The organism is Pseudomonas sp. SWRI77 (assembly GCF_014269105.1).
GTDB classification, from domain to species: domain Bacteria; phylum Pseudomonadota; class Gammaproteobacteria; order Pseudomonadales; family Pseudomonadaceae; genus Aquipseudomonas; species Aquipseudomonas capeferrum.
This window is the reverse complement of record NZ_JABWRV010000011.1, coordinates 1-20,910: the sequence shown is the minus strand read 5'-3', so window position 1 is coordinate 20,910 and position 20,910 is coordinate 1. Positions and strand designations below refer to the sequence as shown.

11 protein-coding genes are annotated in these 20,910 nt (G+C 65.5%); 7 read left to right on the top strand and 4 right to left on the bottom strand.

From position 1 onward, the window contains the following. Window positions 1–54 precede the first annotated feature (54 nt). The gene (locus HU766_RS12765) at window positions 55–13,008 is read right to left on the bottom strand and encodes a non-ribosomal peptide synthetase (protein WP_186657188.1); all 12,954 of its coding nucleotides are present in this window, start codon (window positions 13,006–13,008) and stop codon (window positions 55–57) included. Between the two features lie 304 nt (window positions 13,009–13,312). On the opposite strand from HU766_RS12765, the gene HU766_RS12760 reads away from it, so the two are divergent. Beyond that, window positions 13,313–13,843 (top strand): RNA polymerase factor sigma-70, encoded by a 531-nt coding sequence (locus tag HU766_RS12760; RefSeq protein ID WP_033699331.1) that lies wholly within the window; start codon window positions 13,313–13,315, stop codon window positions 13,841–13,843. A gap of 38 nt (window positions 13,844–13,881) precedes the next feature. On the opposite strand, the gene HU766_RS12755 is transcribed toward HU766_RS12760, so the two are convergent. Then, window positions 13,882–14,895: a GNAT family N-acetyltransferase gene (locus tag HU766_RS12755; protein WP_186657187.1), complete on the bottom strand. Its 1,014-nt coding sequence runs from the start codon at window positions 14,893–14,895 to the stop codon at window positions 13,882–13,884. Window positions 14,896–14,958: 63 nt separating this feature from the next. Further along, entirely contained in the window at window positions 14,959–15,759 is an 801-nt protein-coding gene (locus HU766_RS12750) for a transporter substrate-binding domain-containing protein (protein ID WP_186657186.1), read from the bottom strand. Window positions 15,760–15,930: 171 nt separating this feature from the next. Between HU766_RS12750 and HU766_RS12745 the strand changes: the two genes are divergently transcribed. Further along, window positions 15,931–16,482 (top strand): exonuclease domain-containing protein, encoded by a 552-nt coding sequence (locus tag HU766_RS12745; RefSeq protein ID WP_186657185.1) that lies wholly within the window; start codon window positions 15,931–15,933, stop codon window positions 16,480–16,482. Window positions 16,483–16,556: 74 nt separating this feature from the next. Then, window positions 16,557–16,841, top strand: coding sequence for a pyrimidine/purine nucleoside phosphorylase (locus HU766_RS12740; RefSeq protein ID WP_186657184.1), 285 nt, complete (start codon window positions 16,557–16,559; stop codon window positions 16,839–16,841). Between the two features lie 110 nt (window positions 16,842–16,951). On the opposite strand, the gene HU766_RS12735 is transcribed toward HU766_RS12740, so the two are convergent. Beyond that, complete coding sequence (locus HU766_RS12735) at window positions 16,952–17,644, bottom strand: alpha/beta family hydrolase (protein ID WP_186657181.1); 693 nt, start codon at window positions 17,642–17,644, stop codon at window positions 16,952–16,954. Window positions 17,645–17,693: 49 nt separating this feature from the next. Here HU766_RS12735 and ccoN point away from each other — a divergent pair, with 49 nt between their 5' ends. The 4 genes from ccoN to ccoP are packed head-to-tail and all read left to right on the top strand — an operon-like array spanning window position 17,694 to window position 20,878. Then, window positions 17,694–19,118, top strand: coding sequence for a cytochrome-c oxidase, cbb3-type subunit I (gene ccoN / locus HU766_RS12730; protein ID WP_027592920.1), 1,425 nt, complete (start codon window positions 17,694–17,696; stop codon window positions 19,116–19,118). 13 nt (window positions 19,119–19,131) lie between these two features. Beyond that, window positions 19,132–19,740 (top strand): cytochrome-c oxidase, cbb3-type subunit II, encoded by a 609-nt coding sequence (gene ccoO, locus HU766_RS12725; protein WP_033699340.1) that lies wholly within the window; start codon window positions 19,132–19,134, stop codon window positions 19,738–19,740. 5 nt (window positions 19,741–19,745) lie between these two features. Further along, window positions 19,746–19,940 (top strand): cbb3-type cytochrome c oxidase subunit 3, encoded by a 195-nt coding sequence (locus HU766_RS12720; RefSeq protein ID WP_033699341.1) that lies wholly within the window; start codon window positions 19,746–19,748, stop codon window positions 19,938–19,940. Beyond that, a complete protein-coding gene (gene ccoP, locus HU766_RS12715) occupies window positions 19,937–20,878 on the top strand; it encodes a cytochrome-c oxidase, cbb3-type subunit III (RefSeq protein WP_033699343.1) in 942 nt (313 codons plus the stop codon). Before HU766_RS12720 ends, ccoP begins: the two co-directional genes overlap by 4 nt. Window positions 20,879–20,910 lie beyond the last annotated feature (32 nt).

The window sequence follows — 20,910 nt, the reverse complement described above, 5'->3', positions numbered from 1 at the left end:
GGTGGCGGCGCAGATCGAGCGCCGCCCAACAAAACTCACGGCCTACCCAAACCCCTACAACCCCTCCAGCTCCGCCATCAGGTCACTAAGCCGGTCAACCTTGTCATCATCCAGCGCACTGCCCTGCAGCCCCTGCACGTACACCGCCAATTCCGCCACGGTGCTGCACTCGAACATCGCCCGCAGCGGCACATTGAGCTGCAATTGCTTCTGCACCCGCGAGGCAATCTGCGTCGCCAGCAATGAATGCCCACCCAACTCGAAGAAGTTGTCGTGCACCCCCACCCGTTCGGCCTTGAGCACGTCGGCCCAGATGCCTGCCAGCACCGTTTCCAGCTCGTCACGCGGCGCCTCATAGGCCTGGCTGTGCTGGCCACCGATGTCAATGGCCGGCAGCGCCTTGCGGTCGAGCTTGCCGTTTGCGTTGTGCGGCAGGCTGTCGAACCAGCCCCAGTGCAAGGGCACCATGTACTCCGGCAGCGCAGCGCGCAGGCGCTGCTTGACCTGTTCGAGTAACGCCGCATCGGCGCTGACGCCCTGATGCGCCACCAGGTAGCCGACCAGGTGCTTGCCGTTGACGCCCTCCTGCACGCCCACCGCGGCATCGCGCAACTCTGCCTGCTCGTGAAGGCGCGCTTCGATCTCGCCCAGCTCGATACGGTAGCCACGGATCTTCACCTGGTGATCGATGCGGCCCACGTATTCCAGCACACCGTCCGGACGTTGCCGCGCCAGGTCGCCAGTGCGGTACAGGCGCTCGCCCGGTGCGCCATGCGGGTGCGGGATGAAGGCCATGGCCGTCCGCACAGGGTCACCGACATAACCACGGCCCACACCGGTGCCGGCGACACACAGCTCGCCGACCGCACCCAATGGCACCAAGGCCTGGTCCTCGCCGAACAGGTACAGGCGGTTGTTGTCGGTCGGCGTACCAATCGGCAGGTAGCTGCCGCGGGTCGACTCGACATCGACGCGGAAGAACGCAACATCGTCCGAACACTCCGCCGGGCCGTAGGCATTGACCAGGCCGATCGCCGGGTAACGCTGCAGCCATTGCGCGGCCAGCTCCGGCGGCATCGCCTCGCCGGTCGGCAGCATCCAGCGCAGGCCATCGAGGCTTTGATGATCGTTGGCCAGCATGCCCTGGATCAGCGACGGGACGCTCTCCAGCACGGTGATGCCGGTGGCCTGCACATGCGCCAGCAGGCCCTGCGGGTCATGGGCGATGGCATTCGGCACGATCTCCAGCCTGGCGCCGAACAAAGGTGCGGCAAGGAACTGCCAGACCGAAATATCGAAGCTCTGCGACGCGGTCTGGGCAATCACGTCTTGTTCGCTCAGGGCCAGGTAAGGCACCTTGCTCAGCTGGTTGTTGAGCATGCCGCGCTGCTCGACCATTACCCCTTTTGGCTGGCCGGTCGAGCCCGAGGTATAGATCACATAGGCAAGGTTGTCCGGGCCACTGTGGATGCCTGGGTTGTGGCTGGCAACCTGGCTGGCCTGGATGTCTTCCCACACCAGCAATTGTGGTCGTGCCGCAACGTCCAACTCACCCAGCAACTGCTGACCTTGCTCGGCACAGGCCGCGCTGCACACAAGCACCGGCGTACGGCTGAGCTGGATGATGCTTTGCAGGCGCGCAGCCGGCAGCGCCGGGTCCAGCGGCAGGTAGCCGGCGCCCGCCTTGAAGCTGCCGACTATCATGCCCAGCAGCGGCAACCCTCGCTCGGCCAGCAGCGCCACCGGCTGGTCCACCTTTACACCGGCCGAAATCAAGGCATGACCCAGGCGGTTAGCCGCCAGGTTCAGCCCGGCGTAGTCGTAGGAGGCCTCCAGGCAGCGGGCCACGGTACGTTCCGGGTGCGCCGCAACCTGTGCTTCGAACTGCGTGACGTAGCTCTGCTGCAGCGGATAAGCCCGCTCGGTACGGTTGCAGTCGTCCAGCAAAAAGCGTTGCTCCTCGGCGCCCAGCAACGGTAGCTCGCTCACCTCCCCTTCAAAGCCTTTTACCAGCGCCAGCAACAGGCGCTTGAACTCGGCCAGCAGACGCTCGACGGTCGGGTAGTCGAAGTAGCGCTGGTCGAACGACAGGTGCAGGCCCAGGTCATCACCCGGATAGCACACCGCCGTCAACGGGAAGTTGGTGTGGGTACGGCCCGAGTCCGAGCTGGCGTTGAGGTGCTGGGCATGGTCGAGCACCGCAGTTTCCACCGGCGCGTTCTCGAACACGAACAGGCTGTTGAACAGCGGCTGGCCCTTGGGCAGCTCGCTGCATTCCTGAATCGCCACCAACGGCAGGTACTCATATTCGCGCACTTGCATGTTGTGCTCGAGCAAGCCTTGCAGCCAGCTGCGTACACTGCGGCGCTCGCCTGCCGCTGGCAGTTGCACGCGCAAGGCGATGCTGTTGATGAACAGCCCGACGGTGCGCTGCATCTGCGGCATGCTCACCGGGCGCCCGGCCACAGTGACCCCGAAGGCCACGTCGCGGTCGCCGCTGTAGCGCGCCAGCACCAGGGCCCAGGCCGCCTGGGCGAAGGTGTTGATGGTCAGCTGATGGGCTTGGGCCAGTTCACGCAAGCGCACCCCGTCACTGACCTGCAGGCGGGTGTAGCAGTCGCCGACGACCATCCCGTCACCGGCGTGGTCGTGGCGCAACGGGCGGTCACTGGGGACAGCGGTGGCCCGCTCGAAGCCGGCCAGGTTGGCCTGCCACCACTGGCGTGCCTCGTCCAGGTCCTGGCGTTGCAGCCAGCCGATGTAGTCGCGGTAACGGGGCGGCACCGGCAGCTGGGCCTGGCGGCCTTCGCCAAGGGCCTGGTAGACCTCGAAGAAGTCGTTCATCAGCAACGAGCGGCACCAGGCATCGATCAGGATGTGGTGATTGCTCATCATGAACCAGTAGCGCGCATCGGCAACCCGCACCAGGCGCAGGTGGAAGGGTGCTTCACAGAGCAGGTCAAAACCGGCCTCGCGCTCCTGTTTGTGCAGGCTTTGCAGGCGCGCTTCCTGGGCGCTGTCGTCGAGGCCGCGCCAGTCCTGATAATCCACGGCAGTCTTGCCTGGCTTGTGGATGATCTGCAGCATCGCCTCGCCGGCGTTCCAGCTGAACGAGGCGCGCAGTGCCTCATGCCGCGCCACCACCGCCTGCCAGGCCTGGGCGAAGCGGTCGGGGTCGAGCGCGCTGTTGATGCGGTAACGGTCCTGCATGTAGTAGATGCCGGTGCCCGGCTCCAGCAGGGTGTGCAGCAGCATGCCTTCCTGCATCGGCGTCAGCGGGTAGACGTCGTCGATCTCGGCGGCGGCGACCGGCAAACTGTCGATCTGCTCCTGGGTCAGGTGCGCCAACGGGAAGTCAGACGGCGTGAAGCTGCCGCTGCCGTCGGCCAGGCAATGGCCGACCAGCGCCAGCAGCTCCCGGCGGTAGCCTTCGGCCAGGGTGGCGATGGTCTGCTCATCGTAGCGTTCGCTGCTGTAGGTCCAGCGCAACTGCAGGGCGCCGGCATAGACTTGGCCGTCGACACTCAGCCAGTTGGGCAGCGCTGCATCGAGGTCATGGGCCAGGCCCGCCGCTGCATCCAGCGGCTGGAACAGCGCGTCGGCGTCAAACTGCTGGTCGAACTGCCCCAGGTAGTTGAAGGTGATGCGTGCCTGCGGCAGCGCGGCCATGCGTTCACGCCCGGCCTCGTCGGCCAGGTAGCGCAGCACGCCATAGCCCTGGCCTTTGTGCGGCACCTGGCGCAGTTGCTCCTTGACCCGTTTGATCGAGCTGGCGCGCGCGGCCTCGTCTTCACCCAGCACCGGGCGCAGGCTCAACGGGTAGGCATTGGTGAACCAGCCCACGCTGCGGGTCAGGTCCATGTCTTCGAACAGCCCGTCGCGGCCGTGGCCTTCAAGCTGCACCAGCACTTCAGCGTCACCACTCCAGCGGCACAAGGTACGGGCCAGGGCCGTCAGCAGCAGGTCGTTGACCTGGGTGTGGTAGGCCGCCGGCGCCTGTTGCAGCAACTGGCGGGTCTGCTCTGCATCGAGGCCGATGGCCAGGGTCCGGGCGTGGCGGTGCAGGTTGCCACCCTGCGGGTGATCACACGGCAGTTCGTGGCGCACAGCGCCAAGCTGGCCGTGCCACCAGTCCAGTTCGTCGCGCAGCGAGTCGCTGCCGGCATAGCTGGCCAGGCGCGCAGCCCAGTCGCCCATGGCATGGGTCTTGGCCGCCAGCGGCTGGCCACGGTACAGCGCCTGCAAGTCTTCGAGCAGCACACGCCAGGACACACCGTCGACCACCAGGTGATGGATGGCCAGCAGCAGGCGTTGGCTGCCCTGCCCGTCCGTCAACAGCAAGGCGCGCAGCAGCGGGCCTTGTTCCAGGTCGAAGCTGCACTGCAGGTCGGTGTACAACGCCTGGCAGTCATCGAAGTCGGCGACTGTCGCGGCCCACAGCAACTGCTGAGGGGCAGGCTGGGCGTACTCGGCCTGCCAGTGGCCACTGGCCTGGCTGAAACGCAGGCGCAGGCTGTCGTGGTGCTGCACCAGCGCGGTCAGGGCCTGCTCCAGTGCCGCAGCGTCCAGTGGCTGGCGCGCCTGCAGCAGCACTGCCTGGTTCCAGTGCTGAGGCTGGGCCACCTCGCTGTCGAAGAACCAGTGCTGGATCGGCGTCAGGCCGCTGTGCCCATGGCGCAGGCCTTGCTCGATGCCAGTTGGCGCGGCGCTCAGGCTGGCCACGGTGGCCAAGGTCTGGATGGTCTGATGCTGGAACAGATCGCGCGGGGTGAACTGCAGGCCCAACTGGCGGGCACGGCTGACCACCTGGATCGACAGGATCGAGTCGCCACCCAGTTCGAAGAAATTGTCCTGCACACCGACGCGGGGAAGGTTGAGCACATCGCACCACACCTGCGCCAGCTGCGCTTCCACCTCATTGCTCGGCGCCTGGTAATGCTGGCGCGCCTGCTCCAGGTCCGGCAACGGCAGTGCGCGGCGGTCGAGTTTGCCGTTGCCCATCAGCGGCAAGCTGTCGAGCAGGACCAGGTGAGCGGGCACCATGTAGTCCGGCAGGTGCTGGCGGGCATCGGCCTTGACCGCTTCGCGCAACACGGCCTGAGCCTCACTGCTGGCACCGGCCTGCTTGCACACCAGGTAGCCAACCAGTTGCTTGCCACCCGGCAGGTCGAGGGCCAGCACCACGGCCTCGTCGACCTCGGCATGCGCCTGCAGGCGGCTTTCGATTTCGCCCAGCTCGATACGGAAGCCGCGAATTTTCACCTGCTGGTCGGCACGGCCGACGTACTCGACCAAGCCATCGGTGCCCAGGCGGACCAGGTCACCGGTGCGGTACAGCCGGCCACCCTCGGCACAGAACGGGTCGGCGACGAAGCGCTCGGCGCTCAGCCCCGGGCGGTCGTGATACCCCTGGGCCAGGCCGGCACCGCCGACATACAGCTCGCCGATACCGCCTTGTGGCAACAGGGCCAGGTCTTCGTCGAGGATGTAGGCGCTGCGGGCGCCAATCACCCGGCCGATCGGCACGCTGCCCATGTCGGCCGACAGCGTTTGCGGGGCCAGGCAGGCCAGCGGCATGACCACGGTTTCGGTCGGGCCGTAGGCATTGAAGAACTGCTGCGGCGCGAACGCCTGGCGAATGCGCTGCAGGTGCTCGCCGGTCAACGCTTCACCGCCGGTGATCACCAGGCGCACCGGCAACTGCTCGCCCTGCCCCGCCAGGTACTGGGCCAACTGGCTGCCGTAGCTTGGGGTGAAGCCAAGGATACTCACCTGCTGCTCACGCACCAGTTGGCAGATCTCTTCAGCGCCCCACTGGCCTTGGGCGCGGATCACCACGCGGGCACCGCACAGCAGCGGCGTCAGCAGGCGCTCGCTGGCGGCGTCGAAGTTGATCGAATAGAAGTGCAGCTCGCAGTCGTCGCTGCGCATGCCGAAGGCCTCGATCACGGCCTGGCAATGCATGGCGATTTCACCGTGGCTGACCACTACGCCCTTGGGCTTGCCGGTCGAGCCCGAGGTGTAGATCAGGTAGGCCTGATGTTGCGGCAGGTTGAGGTTATCCAGCGCGGCATCGCTGAAGGCCGACAAGCTGGACGCATCGTCTTCCAGGCTCCAGCGGGCCACACCTTCAGGTAGCTCGCCGAGGGTTTCGAGCAGCGCGCGCTGGCCGAGCAGCAGGCCAATACGGCTGTCTTCGATCATGTAGCGCAAGCGGTCGAGCGGGTACTCCGGGTCGAGCGGCACATAGGCACCGCCCGCCTTGAGGATGGCCAGCAAGCCGATGACCATTTCCAGCGAACGTTCCAGGGCCAGACCGACGCGCACCTGCGGGCCGACCCCGCGCTCGCGCAGGGCGCGGGCCAGGCGGTTGGCCTGCTGGTCCAGCTCGGCGTAGCTCAGGTGCTGGCCGGCGAAGGTCAGCGCCAGCGCGTGCGGCGTGCGTGAAGCTTGGGCGGCGAACAGGCCGTGCAAGGTCTGGTCGAGCGCGCCATGCTGCGCGCCCTGCAACTGGCCAACCAGCACCTGCTGCTCGCTGGCACTCAGCATCGGCAGCTCGCACAGGCGCTGTTGCGGGTCGTCCAGCAGGCCGGCCAGCAGTTGCTGCCAGTGTTCAGCCATGCGCGCGATGCGCGGCGCGTCGAACAGGTCACGGCTGTAGGTCAGGCAGCAGCCCAGGCGGCCATCGAGGTCAGTGACTTCCAGGTACAGGTCGAACTTGGTGGCGCTGGCGTCGTTGACCAGGTAGTCGACCTGCATGCCGGCCAGCTCCCGGCTTTGCTGGAACGCCCAGCGCTGGACGTTGCACATGACCTGGAACAGCGGGTTGTAGGCGCTGCTGCGCGGCGGTTGCAGGGCTTCGACCAACTGGTCGAACGGCAGGTCCTGGTGCGACTGGCCTTCGATGGCGGCCTGGCGCATCTGCTCCAGCAGTGCGGCGGCGGTCATCTGGCCGTCCAGCTCGCAACGCAGTACCTGGGTGTTGAGGAAGGCGCCGATCAGCCCCTCGCTTTCCGGGCGGATGCGGTTGGCCACCGGGGCACCGATGCGCAGGTCACGCTGGCCGCTGTAGCGGTGCAGCAAGGCCGCCAGGGTGGCCGTCATGGTCATGAACAGGGTCAGCCCACGCTGGCTGTTGAAGGCATGCACACGGGCCACCAGCGCCGGGTCGAGTTCGAAGCGGTACAGCTCGCCACGGTGGCTCTGCACTGCCGGGCGCGGGCGATCGGTGGGCAATGCCAGCACCGGGTGCTCATCGCCCAGGCGGGCTTTCCAGTAGGCCAACTGGCGCGCGCCTTCGCCGCTTTCCAGCCAGTGCCGTTGCCACACGCTGTAGTCCAGGTATTGCACCGGCAGCGGCGCCAGGGGCGACTCGCGATCATCGACGAAGGCTTCGTACAGCTCGCCCAGCTCGCGGGCGAAGATGTCCATGGCCCAGCCTTCGGTGACGATGTGGTGCAAGGTCAGCACAAAGTAGTGCTCACGCTCCTGGGCCTTGACCAGGCAGGCGCGCAGCAGTGGCCCGCGCTCCAGGTCGAACGGCTGGTGCGCCTGGTCGTCTGCCAGCTGTTGCAGGCGTTGCTCGCGGGCCTCGGCGGGCAAGGCGCTGAAGTCGTGCCAGCCAAGTTGCAGGCCGCTGTCTTCGGCCACGCACTGGTACGCTGCGCCGTCGATGCTGGGGAAGGTGGTGCGCAGGGTTTCGTGGCGCACGATCAGGGCCTGCAGCGCCCACTCGAAGGCATCCACGTGCAGGGTGCCACGCAGGCGCGCCATGCCGCCGACGTTGTAGGCGGGGCTGTCTGGCTCCATCTGCCAGAGGAACCACATGCGCTGTTGCGAGTACGACAACGGCACGGCCTGGCGGCGGTCGACGCGGGCGATCTCGCCTTGCAGGTTACGCTCGCCGGCATCACGGATGCGCGTGATCTCGGCGCAGAAGGCGCCCAACTCGCTGGCTTCGAACAGGACTTTGAGCGGCAGCTCGACATCGCACGCCTGGCGGGTTCGCGAAACGATCTGAGTGGCGAGCAGCGAATGGCCGCCGAGGGCGAAGAAGTCGTCCTGCAGGCCGACACGCGGCAGGTTCAAGACCTCACACCAGATCGCCGCCACCTGTTGCTGCAACGCACTCTGCGGCGCCACATGCTCGCGCTGTTGCCACACAGGGGCTGGCAGCGCCTTGCGATCGACCTTGCCGCTCGGGCCCAAAGGCATATGCGCCAGCGCGATCAGTTGCGCCGGCACCATGTAGGCCGGCAGTTGCTCGGCCAGAGCGGCCAACAGGGTGGCAGGCTCGGCCGCGCCGCTGTAGTAGCCGACCAGCTGTGCACCCAGCGCATCCTTGTGGATCAGCACCAGCGCCTGCTCGACACCAGGCTGCGCCAACAGGCACGCCTGGACCTCTTCAGGCTCGACGCGAAAACCGCGAACCTTCACCTGCTGGTCGAGGCGCCCGAGGTATTCCAGCGCCTGGAGCTGGGTTTGCCAGCGGGCACGGTCGCCACTGCGGTACAGGCGCTGGCCGTCACCATCGGCCAGGGGCACGAAGCGCTCGGCGGTGAGGCCCGGGCGGCCCAGGTAGCCACGGGCCAGGCCCGCGCCGCCCAGGTACAACTCACCCGGCACGCCCGAGGCAGTCAGTTCCAGCTCATCGTCCAGCACGCGGCAGAGCACGTTGCCCAGCGGGCGGCCAATCGGCGAACGCTCGCCGTCTTCGGCCTGGCAGTGCCAGTGGGTGACGTTGATGGCGGTTTCGGTCGGGCCGTAGCGGTTGTGCAACTGCACCTGGGGCAGCACTTGCAGCACACGGTCACGCAGGGTCGCGGACAATGCCTCACCCCCGGAGAACAGCCGGCGCAGGCTGGTGCAGGCTGCGGCCTGCGGCTCCTGCACGAACACTTGCAACAACGGCGGCACGAAGTGCAGCGTGGTCACGCCATGCTGCTGCACCAGCGCAGCGATGCGCTGGGGGTCACGGTGTTCGCCGGGGCCAGCCAGCACCAGCTTGCAGCCGGTGATCAGCGGCCAGAAGCACTCCCACACCGAGACGTCGAAGCTGATAGGCGCTTTTTGCATCAGCACATCAGCGTCGTTCAGCGCATAGGTGGCTTGCATCCACTGCAGGCGTTCGGCCAGGGCGGCATGGGTATTACCCACGCCCTTGGGCTGGCCGGTGGAACCCGAGGTGTAGATCACATAGGCCAGGTTGTCGCCGTGCAGGTGCAGGCCTGGGGCATGGCTGGGCCAGCTGTCCAGGTGCAACTGGTCCAGGGCGATGGCGCTGACACCTTCGACCTGCGGCAGCTTGCCCAGCAAGGCGCTGTGGCTCAGCAGCAGGCTGGCGTTGCAGTCGCCGAGCATGTAGGCCAGGCGCTCGGCCGGGTAGTCCACGTCCAGCGGCACGTAGGCGCCGCCGGCCTTGAGGATGGCCAGCAGGCCGACCAGCAACTGCGGCGACCGCTCGACGGCGATGGCCACGCAGGTGTCGGGGCCAACGCCTTTGTCACGCAGGTAATGGGCAAGGCGGTTGGCCTGCTGGTGCAGCTCGGCATAGTCGAGGCTGCCACCCTGCCAGGCCAGCGCAATGCGCTGTGGGGTCAGCCGAGCCTGCTCGTTGAGCTGTTCGACCAGCAGGCGCTCGGGCGCCGCGGCGGCTGCCTGGCCCCAGCCGAGCACCTGCGCACGGCTGTGCTCATCGAGCAGTTGCACCTCGCCCAGCGCCAAGTGCGGCTGGGCGCAGACCTGCTCCAGCAACGCCAGCAGGTGCGCGGCCAGGCGCTTGACGGTACTGGCCTCGAACAGCTCGGCGGCATAGTCGAAGGCCAGCGTCAGGCGGCCTTGATGGTCCTCTTCGCTGTGCAGCTGCAGGTCGAACTTGGCTTCGCGGCTGTGCCAGGGCAGCTCTTCGGCAAGCAGGCCAGGCAAGCGGCGCAAGGCCGAAAGGTCGCGCTGCTGATGGTTGAACATGACCTGGAACAGGCCCTGTTCGCGGGCTTCTGGCAGGGCTTCGAGGAGCTGCTCGAAAGGCAGGTCCTGGTTGGCCTGGGCCTCAAGGGTGGCTTGGCGTGCCTGGGCCAGCAGTTGCTCGAAGGGCAAGCGGCCATGCAGCTGCGCACGCAGCACCTGGCTGTTGATGAAGAAGCCGACCAGGCCCTGGGTTTCCAGGCGCGGGCGGTTGGCATTGGGCACGCCGACACGGATGTCTGCCTGGCCGCTGTAGCGGTGCAGCACCCCTTGCCAGCCGGCCAGCAGCACCATGAACAGGCTCGCCTGCTGCTCGCGGGCCAGGCCCTTGAGCGCCTCGGTCAGTTTGGCCGGCACTTTCAGGTTGTAACGTGCCGCACGTTTGTCACGCTGGCTGGCGCGGGGCTGGTCGGTGCACAGGTCGAGCACCGGCAGCGCATCGCCCAGCTTGGCCTTCCAGTAGCGCAACTGGCGTTCGGCTTCACCGTCGGCCAGCCATTGCCGCTGCCAGGTGCCGTAGTCGGCGTAACCCAGCGGCAGGGCCGCCAGGTCGGCTGCTTGGCCTTGGCAGTGCGCAGCGTACAGCCTGGCGAATTCGTCGAGCAGAATGTTCAGCGACCAACCATCGGCGACGATGTGGTGCAGGGTCACCCACAGCTGATGCTCGTCATCGTCCAGGCGCGCCAGGGTCACGCGCAGCAAGGGGCCTTGGCCAAGGTCGAACGGCTGCTGGGCCTCTTCTTCGCGGCATGCTGCAACCTGCGCGGGCGCCTGGCCTTCGAGGTCCAGGCGATGCAGGCTGAACGGCTGCTGTGCCAGGATCCGCTGCCGGGCCTGGCCGTCCTCTTCGCTGAAGACCGTGCGCAAGGATTCATGGCGCGCGACCAGGGCCTGGAAGGTCGCCTCCAGTGCAACGACGTCCAGCTCACCGCGCAGGTGCAGGCCGGCCGGAATGTTGTAGGCCGCCGATTGCGGCTCGAGTTGCCAGAGCAGCCACAGGCGGTTCTGTGCCAGTGATTGCGGCAGCGACTGGTCACGCTCGAGGGTGGCGATGCCGGCCGATTGTGCCCCGCCTTCGGCAACGATCGCCGCCACAGCGGCGCTGTACTCACCCAGCAGCGGGGCTTCGAACAGGGTGCGCAGGCTCAGGTTGATGCCCAGTTCATCGGCCAGGCGCGCCGTGGCCTGGGTGGCCGCGATGGAGTTGCCGCCCAGCAGCAGGAAGTGATCGTCCGCCGCCACGGCTTCGACCTTGAGCACATCACGCCACACAGCGGCGATGCGCGCCTGCAGGTCGTCGGCCGGCGCGCCGCTTGGGTGCTGCTCGCTGGCCTCCGGGAAGCACGCGTAACAGTCCAGGCTGCCATCGTCCATGCGCTGGCGGCAGGCCGAGCGCTGGAGCTTGCCGCTGGAGGTCTTGGGCAGTGCGCCCGGGTTGAGTAACAGGACCACGGCCGGCGCCTGGCGGCAGGCGTCGGCGATGACCTGGCGCAAGGTCTTGATCAGCGCCTGAGGCTCGACGGCTTTTTGCACATTGCGGCTGACTTCCACCGCCACGCCGATGCCCTCCTCGCCCTGATGGTCCACGGCAAACACCGCTACGCGGCCTTTGCGCAGCACATCGACTTCGCGCTCCAGGGTTTTTTCCAGGTCTTGCGGGTAGAGGTTCTGGCCGCGGACGATGAGCATGTCTTTCAAGCGCCCGGTAACGAACACTTCGCCATCGCGCATGAAACCCAGGTCGCCGGTGCGCAGCCAGGTCTGGCCGTCCATTTCGACGAAAGTGCGGGCGCTGGCCTCGGGGTTGCGCCAGTAGCCCAAGGCGATGCTCGGGCCGCCCGCCCAGACCTCACCAACCAAGTTGTCGCCCAGCACTTCCAGGCGCTGCGGCTCGACAATGCGCACCGCATGCCCTGGCTGCGGGTAGCCACAGCTCATCAGCACACTGCCGCTACCAGGTTCGGCGCGGTTGGCGGCGAAGGCCTCGGCATTCACCTCCAGCGCGCCGATGCCCTGGCCGCGGCGGCTGCCGCTGACGAACAGGGTCGCCTCGGCAAGGCCGTAACTGGCGAAGAAGCTGTGCGGGTCGAAGCCACAGGCCTGGAACTTGTCGGCGAAGGTCGCCAGGCTGTCCTGGCGGATCGGTTCGGAGCCGGAATAGGCCACGCGCCAGCGGCGCAGGTCAAGCCCCGCCAGGGAGGCCTCGCTGACCCGCTCGCTGCACAGGCGGTAGGCGAAGTCGGGGCCGCCGCTGATGGTGCCGCCGTATTCGCTGATTGCCTGCAGCCAGCGCAGTGGCCGGGCGAGGAAGTAGCCAGGCGACATCAGCACGCAGGGCACGCCGCTGAAGATCGGCTGCAGCAGGCCGCCGATCAGGCCCATGTCGTGGTACAGCGGCAGCCAGCTGACGATGACGTCGTCGGGGTTCACATCGATGCCGAAACCGTGACGGATCAACTGCTCGTTGGCCACCAGGTTGCCATGGCTGACCTGCACGCCCTTGGGCAGCGCGGTGGAGCCTGAGGTGTACTGGAGGAAGGCGATGTCATCGCCGGCCAGGGCAGGCTCTTGCCAGGCATCGGCCAGGGCCGGGTCAAGGCCATCCACCGCCAGCAGCGCGGGGGCATTGGCCGCCGCCAGCGCGTCCAAGCCCTGCAAGCTGTCGTGCAGCGCGGCCACGGTCAGCAGCAGGCGCGGCTCGGCATCGTCGATGATCGACAGCAGGCGTTGCTGGTGATGGTGGCGCGTGGACTCTGGGGGATACGCCGGCACGGCGATGACGCCGGCATACAGGCAGCCAAAGAACGCCGCGACATAGTCCGGGCCGCTGGGGAACAACAGCACCGCACGGTCGCCGAACCCTGCGCGGGCCTGCAAGGCAGCGGCGATGGTGCGCGCGCGGCGGTCCAGGTCCCGGTAGCTGAGCACGGCCTGCTCGCCGGGTGCATCGGCCAGAAAGCGCAGGGCTATCTTGTCCGGGGTCTGCGCGGCGCGTTGCGCGAGGGCCTGGACCAGCGAGAGCGGGAGTTCGAAGGCGTCCGTCATGGGGTGTTCCTGCCAGTGTCTGGTGAAGTCGGGCCGGCTGCTCCGCGAACGTCGGCGGGCAGCGCACGGCGGCCGGATGTACACAGGGGAACGGATGGGCAGGGGAAGAAATTAACCGGATTGCGCGGTGGCAGGCACGGCGAAAGGTGAACTGTTTCACGCGGGCTGCTTAGAACCGAAACTTACAGATACTAATTACGTTTCGTATTTGACAATCATTATCATTCTGAATAGCTTGTCGCACGTCTCAGGAAGCTTCCCAACGTTGGGTGCCTCCCCCCCTCTCTGTGACAAGGTGATTTCCATGGCGGAACAACTATCCACAAGTAAGTGCGATTCACCATTACTCCAGGCCTTCGTCGACAATCGCAGCATTCTGGTCAAGATTGCTGCGCGCATCACCGGCTGCCGCTCACGCGCGGAAGACGTGGTGCAGGATGCATTCTTCCGGCTCAGTGCCGCCCCGCAGATCACCTCGTCATTCAAGGCGCAGCTGAGCTACCTGTTCCAGATCGTGCGCAACCTGGCCATCGACCACTACCGCAAACAGGCGATGGAGCTGAAGTATTCCGGCAGCGAAGAGGAAGGCCTGAACGTGGTCATCCAGAACGCCTCGCCCGAAGCCACGCACATCAACCTTGCCGCCCTCGATGACATTGCCGAAGCATTGAACGAGCTGCCACAGCGCACCCGTTACGCGTTCGAGATGTACCGTTTGCACGGCGTGCCGCAGAAGGACATCGCCAAGGAACTGGGCGTGTCGCCGACCTTGGTCAACTTCATGATCCGCGACGCCTTGGTGCATTGCCGCAAGACGGCTAACCGTCAGGTTTGAATTTTTGAGTGTTGGGGGCGCAGTGCCCCCCAGCACTTTCAGACCAGCGTGCACCGAGCGAAAAACCGCTCCCGCCCCAGAATCATCAGCGCCGCGCGCTTGTGCGGGAAATCGAATTCCTTCTCGCAATGGAAGCACTGGTCGTGCATGTAGCCGATCATCTTGCCGTTGTCCGCACGCGGCTCGGCCACCACCCGCTGAGTGCGCGGGTCATCGAGGAACAGGTAGTGCACCAGCGCCGATAACCAGCTGGCCACCTTGTGCGGCCCACGGTGCGCCTCCTCCCCCACCAGCATGTGGATGCCGCGGTCGTAATCATCGGCCGCGTAGAACGGCGCAATGCGATCTTCCTTGGCCCAGTACGCTTCAAAGTAGGCGAACGGCTCGTCGTCGAAACAGCCGATCAAGGTGAGGGTATACGGGTCGGCTTGCAGCTTTGCCAGGTATTCATGGTGCTGCTGCAAGGTGCCGCCCTCCTGCCAGAACTTGTCGACCCGCGGGTTGTTCTGCCAGCGATTGAAGCGTTCCAGGTCCTGATCGATCTCCAGGGTACGCAGCGATACCCAGCTGCCCAGGCGTGCATCGAAACGTCGGTACACTTCGCCACGCGGCTTGGGCGCCCGGCGCGGGTGGCGCTTGCCGTTGCTGATCTGCATCTGCTGGGGGTACACCCCGGCGATCGACTCGCCAAGCCAGGGTTGGGGCAACTGCCAGAACAACGTACGTTCGCACAGGTACACGCCCGCCTGTTCGCCGGGCACCAACAGGCCGCTGACGAGGGCTTCGGACAGCACCTCGGGCAAGTGCCAGGCCAGGCGCTGGCGGGCGACATCGCGTGCCAGCAGCCAATAGCAGGCAGCCCACAACGCCTGGTAAGGGCGCTCTGGGCAAAGGCTTTCAAGGTGCACCTCAAGGGCCGCGCCCTGGGCCAGGCGCAGCTGGATCAACGGGCGACCGGCAAGGGTCAGGCTCAGCCAGCTCTCGCCCTCATCGGCGCTGAGGGTGCGCCAGCGTGGCGCTGACAGTGGCTGCGAAGCGGCATCGAACGGCATGGTCTTGGCTCACGAAAATGAAGAAAAGGCACACTGTTGAAAACGTTGTCGCTGCGCAGGAATTTAGTCGCGCGGTGCCTGTACCGTGATCCGGTAGGGCTGAAAGATACGCGTCAGCTCACCGTTCTCGCGCAGGGCACGCATCAAGGCCGCAAATGATTGTTCACCGATGGGCGCGCCGGGGCGCAGCAAGGCGTAGTGGTGATAGACCTGGTCGATACGCTGCGAGGCAACCAGTTGCGCCTGGCTGCCCGGGTTACGGTCGAGAAAGTCGCTGAGGTAAGAGCGGGTGACCAGGGCGATGTCGGCGCGGCCGGCCTGCACCATCAGCAGGTTGCTGTCGTGGGAATAGGTCAGCGTCGCATTGAAGGCTTTGCGCAGGTAGTCCGGGTCGGCGTTGAAACTGGCGAACGCATAGTGGTAACCGTTGAACAGCGCCAGGCGCTTGCCGCGCAGCTCATCGAAGTAATGCGGGTCGCGGCCATTGGCCTTGGCGGCCACGAACACTTCGGCATCTTCCAGGCCCATGTCCACTGTCTGGTGGGCAATCTGCTGCCAGCCCCACTGTGGGTTCTCGAAGACCGCCATGTCGGTGCGGCCCTGCTGCAAATCACCAAAGCGCCGCTGAATGGAGGTGGGCACCAAGACAAAGTGGTAGCCCTGCTGGGAGCGGTTAAGGGCGTCGATCAATTGTGGCAACAGACCCGTATCGGCCCCCTGTTCGGGGCGAACGGTGTAAGGCGGGAAATGCGCGGCACCAATCTTCACTTCGATCGCGTCGCCAGCCCAGCCTGGTACCGCCAACCAGAAAGCGGCCAGCAACAGCAGAGTGGACAAGGCCTTTGGGCCGGACGCTGAAGTCAAGACGTACACTCATCAAGGTTCGTACCTGGTTGCGCCTAAGCTAGGCGTTTTCCGGGCAGGGCACAACAGCTGGTCGCTGGCCTTTGCGCCAAAGCAGGCGGCAAATTGCCAGGGGGTGCCGTAAGGCCCGACATTGGCTACGCTCTAGCAGGATCTGCAAGGGAGCCTGGTATGGGCCATTGGTTGGTGATCGACCTGGAAGCCACCACCGACGATGGTGGATGGCCGGTCACAGAGATGGAAATCATAGAAATCGGCGCAAGCCTGGTGACCCGCGAAGGCCGCGAAGTCGACCACTTCCAGCGCTTCGTGCGGCCCAGGCGACGGCCGCAACTGACGCCGTTCTGCCGTGAACTGACGCACATCAGCCAGGCCAGCGTCGACAGCGCTGCGGCCTTCCCCGAGGTGTGGGCGCGGTTCGAGCACTGGCTGGGGCACCACCGCGGGCAGTTGCAGGCGTGGGTCAGCTGGGGTGACTACGACCGCCAGCAACTGCTTCAGGAATGGCAGCAGCACGGGCTCGACAGCCTGCTGCGCAGCGTGCCGCACATCAACCTCAAGCAGCGCTTCGCCAAGGCCCGCCACCTGCAGCGGCCGACTGGCCTCAATGGTGCCTTGCAACTGGCTGGCATGCACTTCTGCGGGCAGCAGCACCGGGCCCTGGAAGATGCGCGCAACACGGCGCGGCTGCTGCCCTTGAGCCTGCCGGCAAAGGGCACCTGAAAGCAGATGACGACGGGGATGGCCTTGGGCATACTGGCCAGCGCTTTTTCATCCCCTCTTTTCAGGAGTCGCCCATGTTCCAGGTCAACGAGTACTTCAACGGCACCGTCAAGTCGATCGCATTCGCGGGCGAAGAAGGCCCGGCCACCGTGGGTGTGATGGCACCGGGCGAATACGAGTTCGGCACTGCCAAGCGCGAAATCATGCATGTGGTTTCCGGCGCATTGACCGTCAAGCTGCCGGGTAGCGACAACTGGGAAACCTTCAACGCGGGCGACAAATTCAATGTTGCCGCTGACAGCAAGTTCCAGCTGAAGGTAGTGGTGGACACTGCTTACCTGTGCGAGTACCGCGACTAAGCGATAGCCTGCATCGACCTCTTCGCGGGGCCGCGCCCACAAGTACCCCACTGTACTCAGGCTCAGTCAGGTATCTGTGGGAGCGGGCTTGCCCCGCGAAGAGGCCAGCACTATCTCAACAAGAATTCCGCCACCTGCTCGGCCGCCGCCTGCATATGCTGGGCATGGCTGAACCCCGAAGCCTTCAACGGCTTCAGGTCATGATCCCCCGCCACCCGCCAGCTCACCTCGATCGCTGGTGACAGCGCATACCCCGCCACCGCCTCACGATTACCCAACGCATCGCGCTCGCCCTGCACGATCAAGGTCGGCGTCTTCAGCCTCGCCAGGTGCTCGACCCTGGGTTTCTCCGGTTTGCCCACCGCATAGAACGGATACCCCAGGCAAACCAGTGCGTCCACCCCAAGCTCGTCCGCCACCAGGCTGGCCATGCGCCCGCCCATGGACTTGCCGCCAATGGCCAATGTGCCCGCGACCAAAGGTCGCACCTGCCGGTATACCTCGCGCCAGCACTCCAGCAGAACCTTCTGCGGATTGGGCGGCCGCTTGCCACCGTTCACACGGCGTTCGGCCATGTACGGGAACTCGAAGCGAATCACCCCCACCCCAAGCGCCGCAAGCCTTTGCGCCATCTCGTTCATGAACCCGCTGTCCATCGGCGCACCGGCGCCGTGGGCCAGGATCAGGCAGCCTTTGTAGCCCTCATCCCCTTGAATTTGCGGAGGATCGCAGCGCAAGCCTGGGACATTTCCGACCTTCGCCCATTGATCCCCGTCAATACCGGCACTTTGCCCATTAATCATGCTTGCCTCGCTCTATAGCCTGCCAATAACCGTGGATGGGAACCCATACATGAACACAACCAGCAGTACCGCCTACAACTACAAGGTGGTCCGCCAATTCGCCATCATGACGGTGGTGTGGGGAATCGTCGGGATGGGGCTCGGCGTCTTCATCGCCGCCCAGCTCGCCTGGCCGTCCCTCAACTTCGACCTCCCCTGGACCAGCTTTGGCCGCCTGCGCCCCCTGCATACCAATGCGGTGATCTTCGCCTTCGGCGGCTGTGCGCTGTTCGCCACCTCGTATTATTCGGTGCAACGCACCTGCCAGACCACCCTGTTCTCACCAAAACTGGCCGCGTTCACCTTCTGGGGCTGGCAACTGGTGATCCTGCTCGCGGCCATCAGCCTGCCGCTGGGCTACACCAGCTCCAAGGAATACGCCGAGCTGGAATGGCCGATCGACATCCTGATCACCATCGTCTGGGTCTGCTACGCCATCGTGTTCTTCGGCACGCTGATGAAGCGCAACACCAAGCATATCTACGTCGGCAACTGGTTCTTCGGGGCATTCATCCTGACCGTGGCGATGCTGCACATCATCAACAACCTCGAGCTGCCGGTCAGCCTGACCAAGTCGTACTCGGTCTATGCCGGCGCCACCGATGCCATGGTCCAGTGGTGGTACGGCCACAACGCGGTGGGCTTCTTCCTGACCGCAGGCTTCCTGGGAATGATGTACTACTACGTGCCCAAGCAAGCCGAGCGCCCGGTGTATTCCTATCGCCTGTCGATCGTGCACTTCTGGGCACTGATCACCCTGTACATCTGGGCCGGCCCGCACCACCTGCACTACACCGCGCTGCCCGACTGGGCGCAGTCGCTGGGCATGGTGATGTCGCTGATCCTCCTGGCACCGAGCTGGGGCGGCATGATCAACGGCATGATGACCCTCTCCGGCGCTTGGCATAAATTGCGCAGCGACCCGATCCTGCGCTTCCTGGTGGTGTCGCTGGCGTTCTACGGCATGTCCACCTTCGAAGGCCCGATGATGGCCATCAAGACGGTCAACGCCCTGTCGCACTACACCGACTGGACCATCGGCCACGTCCACGCGGGCGCCCTCGGCTGGGTGGCGATGATCTCGATCGGCGCGCTGTACCACACCATCCCGAAAGTGTTCGGCAAAGAGCAGATGCACAGCATCGGCCTGATCAACGCGCACTTCTGGCTGGCGACCATCGGCACCGTGCTGTACATCGCCTCGATGTGGGTCAACGGCATCGCCCAGGGCCTGATGTGGCGCGCGGTCAACAGCGACGGCACGCTCACCTACTCGTTCGTCGAAACCCTGGTGGCCAGCCACCCTGGCTTCATCGTGCGCTTCGTCGGCGGTGCGATCTTCCTCAGTGGCATGTTCCTGATGGCCTGGAACACCTGGCGCACGGTACGCGCGCCGGCCACTGACGCCGCCCCTGCGAACGCCCAGCTGGCCTGAGGAGACACGCCTGATGAAACACGAAGTCATCGAGAAAAACATCGGCCTGATGGCGCTGCTGATGGTGTTTGCCGTCAGCATCGGCGGGCTGACCCAGATCGTCCCGCTGTTCTTCCAGGACGTTACCAACAAGCCGGTCGAAGGCATGAAGCCCTACACCGCGCTGCAGTTGGAAGGCCGCGATATCTATATCCGCGAAGGCTGCGTGGGCTGCCACTCGCAGATGATCCGCCCGTTCCGTGCCGAGACCGAACGCTATGGCCACTACTCGGTAGCCGGTGAAAGCGTGTGGGACCACCCGTTCCTGTGGGGCTCCAAGCGCACCGGCCCGGACCTGGCCCGCGTGGGCGGGCGCTACTCCGACGACTGGCACCGCGCGCACTTGTACAACCCGCGCAACGTGGTGCCTGAGTCGAAGATGCCGTCCTACCCGTGGCTGGTCGCCGAACAGGTCGACAACAGCCACACCGAAACCAAGATGCGCACCCTGCGCACCCTCGGCGTGCCGTACACCGACGAGGACATCGCCGGTGCCCGTGACGCAGTCAAGGGCAAGACCGAGATGGACGCGCTGGTCGCCTACCTGCAGGTGCTCGGCACCGCGATCAAGAACAAGAGGTAACTGCGATGGACATGGACATCGGCATGATCCGTGGCCTGGGTACCCTGGTGGTGATGATCGCCTTCATCGGCCTCTCACTCTGGGTATTCAACCGCCGCCGCGACCGTGATTTCGCCGAAGCGCGCCTGCTGCCCTTCGTCGACGACCACCTGCCCCCTGCCGGGCAGGCACCTGCTGCCAAGAGGAGTTCCGGGCAATGACCACGTTCTGGAGTACGTACATCAGCGTACTGACCATCGGCAGCTTGATCGGCCTCACCTGGCTGTTGCTGTCGACCCGCAAGGGCCAGGCCAACGACACCACCGACCAGACCATGGGGCACAGCTTCGATGGCATCGAGGAATACGACAACCCGCTGCCCAAGTGGTGGTTCTGGCTGTTCGTCGGCACCCTGGTGTTCTCGGTGGGCTACCTGATCCTCTATCCGGGCCTGGGCAACTGGAAAGGCATCCTGCCGGGCTATGACAACGGCTGGACCGGGGTCAATGAGTGGCAGAAGGAAATGGACAAGGCCGACGCCAGGTTCGGCCCGATCTTCGCCAAGTACGCGGCCATGCCAGTGGAAGAAGTGGCCAAGGACCCGCAAGCATTGAAAATGGGCAGCCGCCTGTTTGCCTCCAACTGCTCGGTGTGCCACGGCTCGGACGCCAAGGGCGCCTATGGCTTCCCCAACCTGACCGACCAGGACTGGCGCTGGGGTGGCGAGCCGGAGACCATCAAGGCCTCGATCATGAACGGCCGGCACGGCGTGATGCCAGCCTGGGCCGAGGTGATTGGCGAGCAGGGCGTGGCCGATGTGGCCGCGTTCGTGCTGACCAACCTCGATGGCCGCAGCCTGCCGGAAGGGGTCAAGGCTGACGCGGCCAAGGGCAAGGAGATCTTCGCCGGCAACTGCGTGGCCTGCCACGGGCCTGAGGCCAAGGGTACCCCCGCCATGGGCGCGCCTGACCTGACCCATCCGCAGGCGTTCATCTACGGGTCGAGTTTTGCCCAGTTGCAGCAGACCATCCGCTATGGTCGCCAGGGTCAGATGCCAGCGCAGGCCGAGATCCAGGGCAATGACAAGGTGCACCTGCTGGCGGCTTACGTGTATAGCCTGTCGCAGGATAGCGCTGCTGAAACCGTGACCTCCAAGTAGTACCCCCGGGGCTGCTCTGCAGCCCCGGGGGT

Coding starts and splice junctions, on each gene's coding strand:
- ccoP (WP_033699343.1), top strand. CDS start 19,937: ATGACCACGTTCTGGAGTACGTACATCAGCGTACTGACCATCGGCAGC.
- HU766_RS12720 (WP_033699341.1), top strand. CDS start 19,746: ATGGACATGGACATCGGCATGATCCGTGGCCTGGGTACCCTGGTGGTG.
- HU766_RS12760 (WP_033699331.1), top strand. CDS start 13,313: ATGGCGGAACAACTATCCACAAGTAAGTGCGATTCACCATTACTCCAG.
- HU766_RS12745 (WP_186657185.1), top strand. CDS start 15,931: ATGGGCCATTGGTTGGTGATCGACCTGGAAGCCACCACCGACGATGGT.
- ccoO (WP_033699340.1), top strand. CDS start 19,132: ATGAAACACGAAGTCATCGAGAAAAACATCGGCCTGATGGCGCTGCTG.
- ccoN (WP_027592920.1), top strand. CDS start 17,694: ATGAACACAACCAGCAGTACCGCCTACAACTACAAGGTGGTCCGCCAA.
- HU766_RS12740 (WP_186657184.1), top strand. CDS start 16,557: ATGTTCCAGGTCAACGAGTACTTCAACGGCACCGTCAAGTCGATCGCA.
- HU766_RS12735 (WP_186657181.1), bottom strand. CDS start 17,644: ATGATTAATGGGCAAAGTGCCGGTATTGACGGGGATCAATGGGCGAAG.
- HU766_RS12765 (WP_186657188.1), bottom strand. CDS start 13,008: ATGACGGACGCCTTCGAACTCCCGCTCTCGCTGGTCCAGGCCCTCGCG.
- HU766_RS12755 (WP_186657187.1), bottom strand. CDS start 14,895: ATGCCGTTCGATGCCGCTTCGCAGCCACTGTCAGCGCCACGCTGGCGC.